General features: G+C 61.8%; 14 protein-coding genes and 3 pseudogenes. 5 read left to right on the top strand and 12 right to left on the bottom strand.

Going from position 1 to position 12,906, the window contains the following annotated elements; genetic code table 11:
- The first annotated feature begins 164 nt into the window (after positions 1–164).
- The gene (locus HNQ08_RS28390; protein WP_425321379.1) at positions 165–299 is read left to right on the top strand and encodes an HIT domain-containing protein; all 135 of its coding nucleotides are present in this window, start codon (positions 165–167) and stop codon (positions 297–299) included.
- 249 nt (positions 300–548) lie between these two features.
- Here the strand turns inward: HNQ08_RS28390 and HNQ08_RS26570 are convergent, their stop codons facing one another.
- From HNQ08_RS26570 to HNQ08_RS27780, 4 genes and pseudogenes are all read right to left on the bottom strand, one after another.
- Positions 549–1,700 (bottom strand): multicopper oxidase family protein, encoded by a 1,152-nt coding sequence (locus HNQ08_RS26570; RefSeq protein ID WP_229790304.1) that lies wholly within the window; start codon positions 1,698–1,700, stop codon positions 549–551.
- Positions 1,701–1,893: 193 nt separating this feature from the next.
- Complete coding sequence (locus HNQ08_RS26565) at positions 1,894–2,661, bottom strand: DUF4396 domain-containing protein (RefSeq protein WP_184138401.1); 768 nt, start codon at positions 2,659–2,661, stop codon at positions 1,894–1,896.
- The gene (locus HNQ08_RS26560; protein WP_184138399.1) at positions 2,658–3,125 is read right to left on the bottom strand and encodes a rhodanese-like domain-containing protein; all 468 of its coding nucleotides are present in this window, start codon (positions 3,123–3,125) and stop codon (positions 2,658–2,660) included. Before HNQ08_RS26560 ends, HNQ08_RS26565 begins: the two co-directional genes overlap by 4 nt.
- A 279-nt stretch (positions 3,126–3,404) precedes the next feature.
- Positions 3,405–3,876 (bottom strand): annotated as a pseudogene (locus HNQ08_RS27780) (DDE-type integrase/transposase/recombinase); the annotation flags it as partial.
- Positions 3,877–3,922: 46 nt separating this feature from the next.
- Between HNQ08_RS27780 and HNQ08_RS28420 the strand changes: the two are divergent.
- Both HNQ08_RS28420 and HNQ08_RS26555 read left to right on the top strand, forming a co-directional pair.
- A complete protein-coding gene (locus tag HNQ08_RS28420) occupies positions 3,923–4,525 on the top strand; it encodes a transposase (RefSeq protein WP_483400400.1) in 603 nt (200 codons plus the stop codon).
- 34 nt (positions 4,526–4,559) lie between these two features.
- Positions 4,560–5,585: pseudogene (locus HNQ08_RS26555) on the top strand (transposase).
- Positions 5,586–5,597: 12 nt separating this feature from the next.
- Here HNQ08_RS26555 and HNQ08_RS27775 read toward each other — a convergent pair.
- Positions 5,598–5,816 (bottom strand): annotated as a pseudogene (locus HNQ08_RS27775) (IS6 family transposase); the annotation flags it as partial.
- A gap of 262 nt (positions 5,817–6,078) precedes the next feature.
- On the opposite strand from HNQ08_RS27775, the gene lnt reads away from it, so the two are divergent.
- Entirely contained in the window at positions 6,079–7,566 is a 1,488-nt protein-coding gene (gene lnt, locus HNQ08_RS26545; RefSeq protein WP_184138393.1) for an apolipoprotein N-acyltransferase, read from the top strand.
- A gap of 327 nt (positions 7,567–7,893) precedes the next feature.
- On the opposite strand, the gene HNQ08_RS26540 is transcribed toward lnt, so the two are convergent.
- From HNQ08_RS26540 to HNQ08_RS26520, 5 genes are all read right to left on the bottom strand, one after another.
- Positions 7,894–8,295, bottom strand: a complete 402-nt coding sequence (locus HNQ08_RS26540; RefSeq protein ID WP_184138391.1) for a hypothetical protein — start codon at positions 8,293–8,295, stop codon at positions 7,894–7,896.
- 358 nt (positions 8,296–8,653) lie between these two features.
- Positions 8,654–9,061 (bottom strand): penicillin-binding protein, encoded by a 408-nt coding sequence (locus HNQ08_RS26535; RefSeq protein ID WP_229790302.1) that lies wholly within the window; start codon positions 9,059–9,061, stop codon positions 8,654–8,656.
- An 8-nt stretch (positions 9,062–9,069) separates the two neighbouring features.
- Positions 9,070–9,414: a hypothetical protein gene (locus HNQ08_RS26530; protein ID WP_184138387.1), complete on the bottom strand. Its 345-nt coding sequence runs from the start codon at positions 9,412–9,414 to the stop codon at positions 9,070–9,072.
- Between the two features lie 178 nt (positions 9,415–9,592).
- Positions 9,593–10,423, bottom strand: coding sequence for a TlpA family protein disulfide reductase (locus tag HNQ08_RS26525; RefSeq protein ID WP_184138385.1), 831 nt, complete (start codon positions 10,421–10,423; stop codon positions 9,593–9,595).
- Between the two features lie 19 nt (positions 10,424–10,442).
- Positions 10,443–11,405 (bottom strand): urease accessory protein UreH domain-containing protein, encoded by a 963-nt coding sequence (locus tag HNQ08_RS26520; protein ID WP_184138383.1) that lies wholly within the window; start codon positions 11,403–11,405, stop codon positions 10,443–10,445.
- 274 nt (positions 11,406–11,679) lie between these two features.
- On the opposite strand from HNQ08_RS26520, the gene HNQ08_RS26515 reads away from it, so the two are divergent.
- Positions 11,680–11,928: a hypothetical protein gene (locus HNQ08_RS26515; RefSeq protein WP_184138381.1), complete on the top strand. Its 249-nt coding sequence runs from the start codon at positions 11,680–11,682 to the stop codon at positions 11,926–11,928.
- Between the two features lie 47 nt (positions 11,929–11,975).
- Here HNQ08_RS26515 and HNQ08_RS28045 read toward each other — a convergent pair whose 3' ends face one another.
- Together HNQ08_RS28045 and HNQ08_RS26510 are read right to left on the bottom strand one after the other, a co-directional pair.
- A complete protein-coding gene (locus HNQ08_RS28045; protein ID WP_268240044.1) occupies positions 11,976–12,107 on the bottom strand; it encodes a hypothetical protein in 132 nt (43 codons plus the stop codon).
- A gap of 209 nt (positions 12,108–12,316) precedes the next feature.
- The coding region (locus HNQ08_RS26510) for a penicillin-binding transpeptidase domain-containing protein (protein ID WP_280527646.1) at positions 12,317–12,906 on the bottom strand (590 nt) is incomplete at its 5' end.

The following is a 12,906-nucleotide window of genomic DNA, read 5'->3' as shown; positions in this document are numbered from 1 at the left end:
GGCGGGCACAGTGGCGTGGACGACCACCGCGGGATCGGACTGGTGGTGGAGGAATCACCGGTTGAACAAGCGCCCACAGGTCATCGGGTACGAGCTGCTCGACCATATCTGGAACATAGCCCGGCCCGTTCTGTCCTCAGGCTCTTAACGGAAGAACCGCAAAACTGGGTCACCCTCAACGGGTCGCGACACTTCTCGACTTGACGTTTGCTCCACAAGGAATCACCGTCCTTCAGAGCAACCGAGCCGCGGCAGGGCAGGATGTCTTTTACTACCACGTCCATGTTCTCCCCCGCTAGCAGCCCGACGAGGTGAGCACCAGCTATCAAGTGCTCGAACAGCTTGACCTCGCTGATGTGGCTCGGAGTATCCGGGCGGCGCAGATCTCATGATCGCTGCCCACAATCTGCCTGCCTGACAATGTGGGCGTGACCAAGGGTGGAGGAGACCAATGCAAACTGATGCCGTTATCAATAAAGTGCATAGGCTATGACCAGCGGGTTGGGACAGTTCAGCTCCGATTGGCTGGAATCCGGCAGGAACAACCCTTACTCGACCACGATTTTCATCGTCAGTCCACCGCCTCCCTCCTGCTCAACGTTGTCGTTGGTGGTGTGATGGGGGATATGACAGTGAATCAGCCAAGTGCCCCTGGCCTGTGCCGTCCAAAGCACGTCGTATCGCTGGCCGGGGCCGACATTGAGAGTGTCGGCCAGGAAGCGCCCATTTTCCTTGAGCACCTCGCCATCCCGCGCGACCACCTCAAATGGGCCACCATGCACGTGCATAGGATGCACGAAGTTATTGTTGCTGCCAATGAAGCGCAGTTTAACCCGCTGGCCGAGACGCATGCGGATGGTATCTGTGGCCGGATAGGCCTTGCCATTGATGGTGAAGAAGTTTGGCAGCGCACCCTCCATGATCATTGCGGGGAAGGTATAACCCTCCCGTTGCAGCCATTCTTGGAGTTGCAATGTGTATTCGAGATCAGCCTTGGGTTCGGCCGCTGCACGTTTTGGGGCTACCAACAGTGCGCCGTAGAGGCCCAGCCCTTGCTGACGGTCAGGACTCCGGTGGGAGTGGTAAAAGTATGTGCCGGCTTGGTTCACGCTGAACGCGTAGGTGAAGGTCTGGCCCGGTGCGATCGGCTTTTGGGTCACGTCCGCTGGGCCGTCCATAGCATTGGGCACGATCAGGCCATGCCAGTGGATGGTGGTGCTCTCCGGTAGCGTGTTCTTCACGTTGATCCTCACCTGGTCGCCTTGGGTAAGCTGCAAACGCGGCCCTGGTACCTGACGGTTCACGGCGTAAGCCGCCACCTGCACATCCGGCAGGATGTTCCAGCGAATCAGTGAGGTTTCAAAGTTGAACACTTTGACGCCGTCGACGGTGGTGGGCGTCAGGGGCTGATCCCCCCGCGCCTCTGGCGGCGCCGCGTAGGTCACCAAGTTCAGATCCACGGCGGCCATGTCGCGCATCGCGTCCATGCTCATTGACTTAGTCATGATCATGCCCGGCGGCATGACCAGCGTGCCCATGCGGGTCGGCGTCTGGAGGGGCGTTTCCGGCAGCTGACTGAGTGGTGCAGGCGTCGAGGCCGCCGTGGATGACGCTCCGCCCATGTCCATGCCGGGCATGGTTTGCGAATCAGCGGGGACTGAGTTGATGGGAGCGCCACCTCCCATGTCCGTTCCTGACATGCCCTGGCTCCTGGCCATGCTGCGGGTACTCATGCCCAGGTCACCGTACCCAGCGGCCAGGCCGACACCCGCCGCGAGGGCCAGGACGCTCAGGAGGGTGATAGCCGTAATCTGAGGCCGCGTGACGCTGGGGGCTATAAGCATGCCACCAGGTTCTGGAGCGGATGATGGTGCATCTGGGTGATCGTTCATGTCACATTCCCTTCATGGTGGCGTGGGTGTTGGCCGCCGCTAGGCCCATGGGTGGCTCTGTTGCGCGTTGTTCGGTGGCCAGATCGTGACCGCCTTGGCCCAGGGCACGCACTGTACCCATGCCGTGTTTCAACTTGCCCGCCACCAGCCAGACGTTGACCGGGTACGCGAGCACCAAGCCGACCAAGGTGGCCAGACTCATCACGCCCCAGAAGCGCAGTGAAGTCGGCTCCATTGCCCTAATGTCGCGGCTCATTAGAATCACCATGGTGGGGATCATGCCAGCCATTACGGCGTTCATCGAGAGCCACTCGGGCAAAAACGAACGCCGCACCGCCCAGAGGTACGAGCCGCCCAGCATGTCGCGCATGAAGAGGGCCTGAAAGACCAGCAGCCCGAACAGGAAGCCGAAGACGTACTCGCTGATCACGTCCAGCCACATCGGCAGCCCCAGCGCCATGGTGATCGCTGCAGCCACGATGATGCCAGTAGCGTCCCCCGCCATGCAGTGAATCGTTGAGCCCAACCCCTGTTTCCACAGCGGCTGGATAAAGGTTTCGTGGGTACCGGGAATCGGTTCTTGGCACGCCAAGATGTACAGCGCCGCACCGACGGGGCCGGTGTAAAGCGTGACGAGCAGCCATCCCCACTTCATGACCTTCAGCTCTGGGTTACGGGTGAAGGCGTCCCAAGCGACGTAAGCAACCGACAGCGCCGTAAGGCCGAACCAAGCGGCGAGGATGAGATCGAGGTTTACCCCAGCCGTCATAGCTGGCCCTTAGGAGAGCTTACAGTGGGGACGGCGGTCGGCTGAAGGAGGGATGCGCCCGAGGAGAATTTCAGCCCACAGCCTGCTGCTGTCCAGGCGTTCATGCCGCCGCGCAACTCACGCACGTTGGTGTAGCCCCCGCGAACGAGGGCGCGCGCGGCCAGGGCACTCATGCGGCTCGAGCGGCAGTAGATCACGAGTCCGGCATTTTTCTCACGAGGTAGGGCTGGGGCGCTCTCTATCTGATTAAAGGACACGGAGAGGTCGGTGCGCTGAAATTCATCCTCATAGGGAACATGGACGTTGATCAGGATGAAGTCCTTGGTGTTCAGTTGGGCGTAAAGCCTTTGTGGCGATACCTGCGAGTATGAGCCTCCGGGAACACGGACGGTCTGGCCTGCCGGATGGGCCAGCGCCGTCCCAGAGAGGGCCATCAGCGTGACGATCGTTCGTGTACGGATCATGCCAATCTCCTGACTAACAACATAGGCTCCGCATGTTCAGGTTGTGTTACGACCTAAAAATCTCGAATGCTCGAGGATCACACAGTTCAAACCGTGTTACAGACAGCGTTTTACACATAGCCTAAACAGCGTAGATATGTCCAAGACCTCAGTAGCTGACAACTTCACTCTCTGATCGTCCCAGCGAGGGAAAAGGGAGGAGCAAGACTTGAAGATTTTCGGTGGTTGTGTTGCCTTAACTTGTCCTCCGGCAGACGGAGGGCAGGGGTGACCTAAACTTCAGGCCACCCCTGCCGCGACGGTTGACCACGTCTGGAACGCTTGCATCTGATTGCTTCTTCTCACTGCGGCGAAAACACTGGTGCGGGAATGATGGTGGAGATTGGTGATCCGGGTGTGCAAACTCAGGAATTCTTGAGCGCGTTTCCGTCGTCTGAATCCCTGTTGACTGCGCTCTTGTCGCCGTGTGAATCGGTATTCTTGCTTGACAATATTGTTACAGCGCGCCGTGGAGATCACCTGTTGATGATCAACGTCGGCCAGACTCGGGATCTGCCGGATCGCGGCTCCGTAGCCCCGAAGCTCCGGAGCTGATCGGTGTGAATGACCTCTGGGACGTCATATTCACCCAGCAGCCTTGTCAGGAAGGTCTTCGCAGCATCAGTGTCTCGGTGCGCTGGAGCAAAATGTCGAGCACGAAGCCATACTCATCCACGGCCCGCCAAAGCCAGTGACGAACGCCGCTCACCGTCGTGCACATCTGATACTGTCGGCCAATTCATCGGTGGGTGCAGAGTATGCACATGTCCCTGAAAATCCAGCCCCTGGAGCTCATCCCTGAAGAAACCGCTCGGGTGGCCCGGCTTGCCTTCCCCAAGGGCACGGTGGCGACGAAGCTGCGGGATGCGTTTCAGCAGCTGTATCAGGATGAATCCTTCCAGACGCTGTATTCGCGGCGAGGCCCACCTGCGTTTTCTCCCTGGCGGCTGGCCTTGGTGACGGTGCTGCAATTCATGGCGCATTTGAGTGATCGTCAAGCCGCCGATGCAGTTCGGGGAGCATACCTCCTGGAAATACGCGCTGGCCCTGGAATTGACAGATCCCGGCTTCCACTTCAGTGTACTGTCCGAATTTCGCAGTCGCTTGGTGGGCAGCAGCGCCTGTGCGCTGCTGCTCGACTTGATGTTGGAGCGGTTTCGAGGAGAAAAGCTGGTCAAGGCGCGAGGAAAGCAACGAACCGACTCAACCCATGTCCTGGCTGCGGTGCGCGAAATTCATTTGACCGAACTGATCGCCGAAACGCTGCGAGCCGCATTGAACGACCTCGCCACTGTCGAGCCGGGCTGGTTGCGAGACGTGGCTCCGCCAGCCTGGTTCGAGCGCTCCTCATGGCGGATTGAGGAGAAACATCTGCCACACGCCCCGCCGGCCCGCATGACCTCTGTCATTCAGGTGGGTCAGGACGGTTTTTCCCTGCTGGAGGCAATTCAGGCCCATGACACTGGAGGGTCGATACAAATCCTGTGGGAACGTCCTGCGGTACAGCTCCTTCGGCGGGTGTGGGCGCACCACGTTGATCGGCAAGCGGACGCTTGCCGATGGAAAGAGCCTGGGGAATGGCTGCCGACCGGTGAGCGCGTGCATTCCCCGTATGACCCTGAAGCCCATTTCAGCGACAAGCGCGGCGTCAAATGGCTGGGCTCCAAAGTGCACTACACCGAAACTTGCGACCAGGACGATGTTCATCTGATCGTCGACAGCGATACCTGTGACGCCGAAATCCCTGATGTCGCCAGTACGCACACCATTCAACACAAGCTCATCAAGAAAAACCTGTGTCCCAAAGAGCATCTGGTGGATGCCGGATACTGGGGTGCTGAACTGCTCGTGACCAGTCAGCACCAGAAGATCACCTTGATTGGCCCACTCAGGGTCAACAGCAGTTGGCAAGCCAAGGCCAGTCAGGGCTATGATCTCCCCAATTTCCGGATCGATTGGGAGCGGCAGGAGGCCACCTGCCCGCAAGGCCACGCCTCGACAGCATGGCGTCCTGGAAAGGACGCCTTTGGGAACAGGATCATCCAACTGCAGTTCAGCCGTTCCGACTGTTCGCCCTGTGTCGTTCGGTCGCTGTGTACACGCTCGAAAAGCTCTCCCCGCCATATCGTGCTGCATCCCAGGGAGCAGCACGAAGCGCTGCTCCAGGCCCGGGAAGAGGAACAGTCCGCGACGTGGTGAGCTCGGTACCAGGTGCGTGCAGGAATTGAAGGCACGATTTCTCAGGGGATTCGAGCCTTTGGACTCCGGCGGACCCGCTACGTTGGGCTCGCAAAAACGGCGCTCCAACATGCCACTGTCGCCGCTGCAATCAATGCGGTGAGGGTGACTGCATGGCTGTCCGGCATCCCAAGAACCTCGACCAGGACGTCTCGCTTTGCCTCCCTGCGCCTGACCGCATGAATTGGCCGACAGTATCCACATCTCGTCCAGATACCACCGCGACCCCCGGCAGGGTTCGCGGTGACGAAGGGACGAAGGTGTGCCGCGAAGAGAGGGACGAACTTGATGCACCATTCGCGGAGGGTTTCGTGACTGACCTTTTGGGCTGCGCTGATGCAGCAATTCTTGAACGCCCCGAGAGCTGAGGGGGAAGCAGTGGTAGAGCCAAACCGCGTGCTGGATGATGGTCATTGGGAAGCGGTGGCGGTAGGGCGTGCCTTCGGTCACGGTGGTGAGGCTACCCCAATCCGGTTAAGGCAACACAACCGATTGAAGTGTTCTACAACCGGCAACGCCGCCATTGATCCTTGGGTTACCGCTCGCCAGTCGCTTTCGAGCAGCAAGCCCCCATCCCAAACTGACCCTCCGCCAAGGTGCTGCAATTTCATCGCCGCGCATGAGCACATGAAAGACCTACCCCCATGCCGGACCTCCTCATCCGCTTGCCCCTATCATGGCGGGCGTGCCTTCGCTGCCCCCACCCCTCCTGGCTCTGCTGCTGGGCGCGTTGCTCGGCCTGTGTGGCCTGCCGCTGTCCTGGAGTGTCCTGAGTGTTCTTCCCCTGGCGGGGGTGCTGGCCTATGCCGCCAGCGCCCGCACGGTAGAAGGCGTGCCGGGCCGACTGTTCTGGTCCGGCGTGGGCTATTTCACGGTACACCTGTGGTGGCTGACCGCCTTTCTAGGCAAGATTTTCAATTTTCCCCCGACTGGTGTACTGGCCTTCGTCCTGTTCATATTCGAAGGAATATTTCTGGCCGTCATGGCCTACCCGCTGGCCCGACTGGTTAGGACGCCCCAGGCGCGCATCTGGGCATTGGCAGGCGGCTGGGTGGTGCTGGAATGGACACGTTTCCTGGGGCCGCTGTCCTTTCCGTGGCCCACGCTGGGCTACACGCTGCTGCCCACCCCTGCTATTCAGATCGCGGACCTGGGCGGCGTCTTGCTGGGCAGCGTGCTGGTGGCGGGCACGGCGGCAGCGCTGTCTGGAGCGTTGCTGGGGGGCTGGAGTGTGGGCAAGCAGGGAAGAGGCCGTCCGGTGGTTCTGGCCGCCGTGTGCTGGACGGCCGCCCTCACTTACGGCTTCACCCGCACGGCAGGCGAGGGGCCAGTACAGCCGATGCTGGTGCTGCGAACCAGTTTCGATTCGTTCAGCCGGGCGACTGGGGACCTGACGCCCGAGCAACAGCTTCAGGCCCAGCGAGATGTCTCGGCTCTTCGCGGGCCAAATGATGTGCTGGTCTGGAGTGAAACTGCCCTGACCGCGCCAGCTTCCGGAACCACGCTGCCTCAGTTTCCGGGACCGGGGATCAGTGGGCTTGGAGTGCCGCCCACCCAGAGCGAAAAACAACAGAACACGGTGGTGGCCATCGACGCTGGCGGTCAAGTCACGTCCCGCAACCACAAGGCCAAGCTGGTGCCATTTGGCGAGTACTTCGTGCTGTACGACAACATTCTACGTCACGCGTACGGCCTGATCGAGAATGTCATCGGGTTCAGGCTGCCTGCCGTGGAACCGGCCCGGTCCATCGCTCCCCTGACCCTGGACGGCGTGCAGTACGGCGCATACATCTGTTACGACAGCGTGTTTCCGTGGGTGGCGCGCAGCCTGACCCGGCAGGGCGCGCAAGTTCTGGTCAATCCCAGCAACGACGGCTGGTACGATGGCTGGGGCGTGCAGCAACACTTCATGATGGGCCGCGTGCGCGCCATCGAGAACCGCCGCTGGCTGGTCCGCAGCGTGAATAAAGGGGTTGCAGGGGCGGTTAACGATCTGGGGCAGCCGGTGAAAGTGATCTCCAGCGGCGACACCATCCAGGCGTTGAGTGTGCGGCCCAAACTGCTGACGGGCCGCACGGTCTTCAACCGCGTCGGCGACTGGCCCGCGCTATTGCTGGCGCTGGGGATGATCGGCTATGGGGTGCGGTTAGACCGGCGGTGGTGAGGTTCAGCCTTGTCGTTAACGCCACCACTGGACCGCCCCCTGATATCGAGGTTAGTAGCGAGTACGTCAGATGGAACTTCGAATCGCTCTGCACGGCTTCTCGCAATGCCTGATCCAGCTGTTCTCGGCACGCTTCAAGAAACTTGATCACCTCTCGCAGATCACGTTGCACGTACGCATCCCGGCTGCTGTGCAGTCGGTTGCGCTCCATAGTCCAAGAGTTTCTAGAAAATTGAGGGAGAGCGTCTGGATGGGCAAAAGAGCAGGGTCAATGCGGAAAAACTACGGTCAGCACGTCAAAAATAGATGACTCCGAACATCTCGCTCTCAGCGCCTTTCAACTGGAATCGGTTGTGATTTCCATGCTGCTGGTGCACTGCATTCCCCTTCATCCCTCCCATTCCCCTCTTCGCCACCTTGACCGCGTTCCGTCTCCAGCACGGTCGAAATGATATTCGCTGTGCTGACCGTGCTTTTCTCCGTTTTGATGCGGAAATGAACGTCCCACACAGCACATTTTTTTGACTGGAAACTCTTGATAGTCAGCACATTGACCATCTGACGCCGACGAGCTGATGGTCCGACAAAACAGATGAGAAAGGGTGGGGCCAGGGCGTTGAATACGTCTGGAAGGGAATTCTTAGTTGTCGCAAGTCTGAACTCGTCTGGAAGGTAATGGGCGTGTTCAGTCCTGTTCTCTCGTTTTCCTCTTCCTTGCGTCTGGGTCATCCATGACGTCTCCCCACTCTACTTCTTTCTATTGCCCGTGATGACGACATTCTTTGATGCTCTCATGACTTTTGTCAGGCCGTCAGCGCCGACAGGTCAGTCATGCCCCAAGCGCGCGTTGTGACGCCTCCCCTGGCACCTGTATCGCCCGCTCGACGTACGATCTCCTTCCCTATGCTGACTGAGCCACTGCGCGGCCCCTTCGAGCTTGACAGCGATATATTAGGTTCTGTTTCTGGCAGTGGGGCCGCTAGAATCTGCGTTGAGGGCGTCCGTTTTGTTGCTACACATCAACATGGACGATCCTATAGCCATTCGTCAAAAAGTTTCCAGACTACTGAATCATTTCAGTGTCCTTTTATTCCAGCTTCCCCGTGAAATTCCCCTCCCAGGCGTTCAAAATCCGGTCCCCCTGCACCAGCAACACTGTGGGGTAGGCGCTCACCTTGAGGGCGCGGGCGAAGGCGGTGGCCCCGTCGCCGCGCCAGGAGTTGACGCCAGCCGGGGCGGGCGAGGGCGTGCCCTCCGCATTCACCGCCCGCACGGGCAGGTCGCTGTCCATCACCGCCTGCCACAACGCCCCCAGATCGCCGCAGTTGTAGCTGTAGACCACCACCACCTCGCGGCCATTAGCGTCAGCGCTGGCCTGCCACGGGTGGGCGGGCAGGGTATCGCCCAGACGCACTCGGGCGTCGGCGCTGCTCAGGGTGGGCACCGTCCCCAGCGCGAGGAGCAGCGTCAGCAGCGGGGCATGTCGGTGACTCATGCGGTCCATCATGCCGCGCCGCCTCGCTCATTTGCATGGCGGGGCGGTGAGAACGGCTTTGGATGGAACTCAGGGATCTGGTGAGCAATTGTGTTGATCGTCAAGGGGACAAGGGCTGGGGTGCCTTTCACCTGACCGAAAGGCAACAAGAGGTCAGTGCCCTGAAGGTCACCCTCGTAGGGGATATGGACACTGATTAGGAGAAAGTCCTGGCTGTTCAACTGGGTGTCGAGCGTCCGGGGCGTCACCGATGAGTAAGAGCTTCCAGGAACACCGATGGTTGTACCCGAAGGCCGGGCCAGCTCTGTGCCGGAAAGGGCCACCAGCGTGCGGATCAGTCGAATGCGGTTCATATAAATCTCCTGGTCGTGAGCATAGGCCCCGAGTGTTCAGGGGATGTGACGCCCTGCAGATCGAGCCGGCTGGCCGGAGGCAGCGGCCAGTAACCTCGCGCCGAAGCACATCCAGCCTCCCAGACGCCCGCCTGCCATCCCTGGGACCCCAGCGTCCTGTGCGGGGTACTCAACACCCTCACTTCATCCCCATCACCGGCCTGATGCCGTTGCGGTCGAAGATCGACTGGAGCTGGGCAGCGCTCAGCGGGCCGAAGTGGCGCTCCAGGACGCGGCCATCAGGAGCGATGAGCAGGGTGGTGGGCAGGCCGCTGATCTGGAGCGCTCCCGACGCAGCGCCGCTGTCCCGGAAGTACGCGCTGGGAAAGCCCACGCTTTGCAGGTAAGCCGCCACGGTGGCCGGCGGCTCGGCTGAATTGACCAGCGTCACCGGGTACCCACGCCGCGAGGCGTCCACCAGTAGGGGCATCTCCAGGCGGCACGGCGGGCACCAGGATGCCCAGACGTTGACCAGAGTTGGGCCGGGCAAGTCATTGAAGGTCACTGGCGTAGCCTGGGCACCCAGCGAGGCGTAGCGCTCCAGGGGCATGGTGCCCGGCACCGTACTCAGCGTGGGGGCCGGCTTGAGCAGCAGCGGCGCTACACCGATCAGCCCGGCGCCCAGCAGCGCTGGCAGAAGTTCGGGCACGCGGCGCCGGGCGATCACCAGCATCGTCAGCAGGGTAAAGCCCAGCGCCCAGCCCAGGCTTAGGGTCCCGGTACGCAGGTCGAGCACCGAGCGCACCAGTTCCCAGCCCTGACCCTGGAACGCGTGCCAGGACGGCAATGTGGTCACCAGGCGGCCGCCCAGCAGACCCGTAGCCAGGCCCCACATCGCGGCCCGATCCAGCAAGGCGTCGCGCCGACGACCCACCAGCGTGAGCAGCGCGAAGGTGCCCAGCAACAGGGCCAGGCGATTCCAGTCGAGGGTCAGTCCCAGCAGTTTCATGGCGTCAGGCGTCAGTTGCATGGGGACATCACTCCAATCATCACATTAACCAGTACACGAAGGTGTCGAAAAAGCCCGCCAGCACAAACACCGCGCCTGCCAGCGGCGTAACCAGCTGGCCCAGGCGGCGGGCCTGCGCGGCTGGATTTGTAGTGCCCTGGGCGGGCAGTAGCCCGACCAGGATCAGCAGCGGCGCGCTCATGCCCAAGGCAAAGAGGACCGGATAAAGCGTGCCGGCGGGCGCAGTCAGCGCCTGGGGCAGCGTCAGACCGAAGAACAGCAGAAAGAGCGTCGGACAGAAGGTGAAACTGAAGGCTAGTCCTAGGGCGAACGCGCCCCAGATGCCGCCGCGCCGCTGCCAGACCCCTTGTATGCGGTCGGTCAGATCGGTGCCAAGTACCCAGCGCCAGCGCACCCACCCGAGCATCACCAGACCCGAGAGCAGCGTCAGCGGGCCAAGCACCCGCCGCACGCTGGTGAAGAACTCCACTGGAGCCGGTACCGTCTTTCCAACGAGGGCCAGGATGATTGCGCCACCCAGCCCATAGACCAGAACGCGCGCCAGCAGGTACGCGGCGGCCCGCCGGTGCGGTTGCCCGCCTCGGCCATCCTTGACCACGTACGCCAGGGCCGCTGCGCCGCTCGACAGCTGGCACGGGGCCACTGCGGCCATCAGGCCCAGCAGAAAGGGCGTCAGCAGCGAGGAGCCGGTCTGCAGCCGCAGGGCGTTGACCGGTTCGCTCAGCCGCCCGCCCAACTCGGCTGCGCTCCGGTACAGCCAGCCGGCAGCAGTCTTCAGTTCCTGCCCGCCCAGCGCCATTAATGCCGCTCCAGCCAGACCCAGCAGGACCAGCGGCACCCACAGGCGCGAGCGCTCCAGAATCAGGGCGGCCTGCTCTGCCAGGGAATCAGAGAGCTCTGAGTCAGCAGGCTGCGCCCGGCCTGAGGCACCGTCACCGGGACGTTTCCACGCTTCACCCTTTCCAGGTTCTGGTGGGTTCATGTCTCCCACCGTACCGGGGCCGTGTTTTGGTTGTGTAAAGGTCTGGCCAGCGCGCCACGTTCACCGCTGTTGGGTGCGAGTTCAAAGTGTGAAGGGCTCGCAAGGCGACGGTGAAGATGCCCAGCGATTCCGTGGGCGCGCTGGAGAGCGAAAACGCCAAGTGGGCATCGTCTTGGCGCACCACCAGCGGTACGGTGGCCTGGTTTTTGGGCGTGAGGAAGCCGTCAGGGCATTGAGCGCAACCGTCAGGACGTAGTTCTGCCAGACCGGCGTGATGAAGAACGTGACACTCAGCATGGCCATCCGTCCGAAACTGCAGGTGACGAGCACCGGGCGGCGGTTGACGCGGGCGGCCAGGACGCCGGCCAGTGGGCTGAGCAGCACGAAGGCGGTAACCCGTGGGGTCAGGACGATGCCAGCACGGCAGGGGCCTGACCGGGGCCAGCAAGCTTGCGGCGAGAAGGGACAGGCCCACCCAGCTGAGGACGTCGCCGATCTGACTGATGGTCTGGGCGGTGTATAGCCGGGCGAAGCGGGCGTTGCGCAGGGAGCCGAACAGCGCCAAGACGTTCAATGCACACCGCCGGACAGCTGCTTGGGCAGGTGGTGATCGGGCAGTTCCAACCGGCGGTGTTCGGCGTGAATGAAGGCCTGGGTGAGCAGGGCGGCGAAGGGGGGTGTCCGCGAGGAGGTAGTGTACACGCGGGCCGTCCCGGCGGGTGATAAACAGGTGTGCAAGACGAAGCACGCCCAGGTGGCGGCTGACAGTGCTTTGAGGCTATCCGAGGAGCACAGTCAGGTCATGGACAACCTGTTCTCCCCAGCAGCAACAGGACGCGCGTTGGATCCGAAAGCGCCCGGAACAAATGTATGGTGTAACGCCCCAGTCGGGGCAGCGGATAGAAAAACCGTTACGGTTCCCCCGTCGCCTCGCGCTCAGCCCGGATCTTGTAGACCTCGCGCATATGGTCCAGCTCGCCCAGACAGGGTTGCTGCTGATCCAGCGGAAGGGCACTGAGCCGGGGGCTGTCGTCCAGGTTGACGCACCAGCGGGCGGCGAACATGCGCTTGACCGCGTTGATGCCGGGGCCGTAGCCCTCGCCGCCATTCTGGAAGAAGGCCACCACGGCGAAGGTGGGGTCACCAACCGGTCCGTAGCCTTCGTACCACGCGTGGGTGTAGGCGTAGCCCTTGTCGGGGCGGGCGCTGACGCCGTTCTCGGCGGTGCCGGTCTTCCCTGCCGTGACCACCGGGAAAAGGTGCTTGCCCAGCTTGGTGCTGGCGGTGCCACTGGGAATGCTGACCGTCCAGTCCATCCCCTCCTTGACGAACCTGAACACGTCGGTGTTGCCATTCTCGACCACGCTGGTGGGTGTGGGCCGCGCGGGGGATTTGCCGCCCTCGGCCTGAATCACGGTCAGCGGACGCTCCTGGCCCTCGTTGATGACCGTGGACAGCACCTTGATCAATTGCGCGGGCGTGACCAGCACGTCGCCCTGAC

The organism is Deinococcus humi (assembly GCF_014201875.1).
GTDB lineage: Bacteria > Deinococcota > Deinococci > Deinococcales > Deinococcaceae > Deinococcus > Deinococcus humi.
The sequence above is the reverse complement of the archived record's forward strand: the minus strand, read 5'-3'. Positions and strand labels throughout refer to the sequence as shown.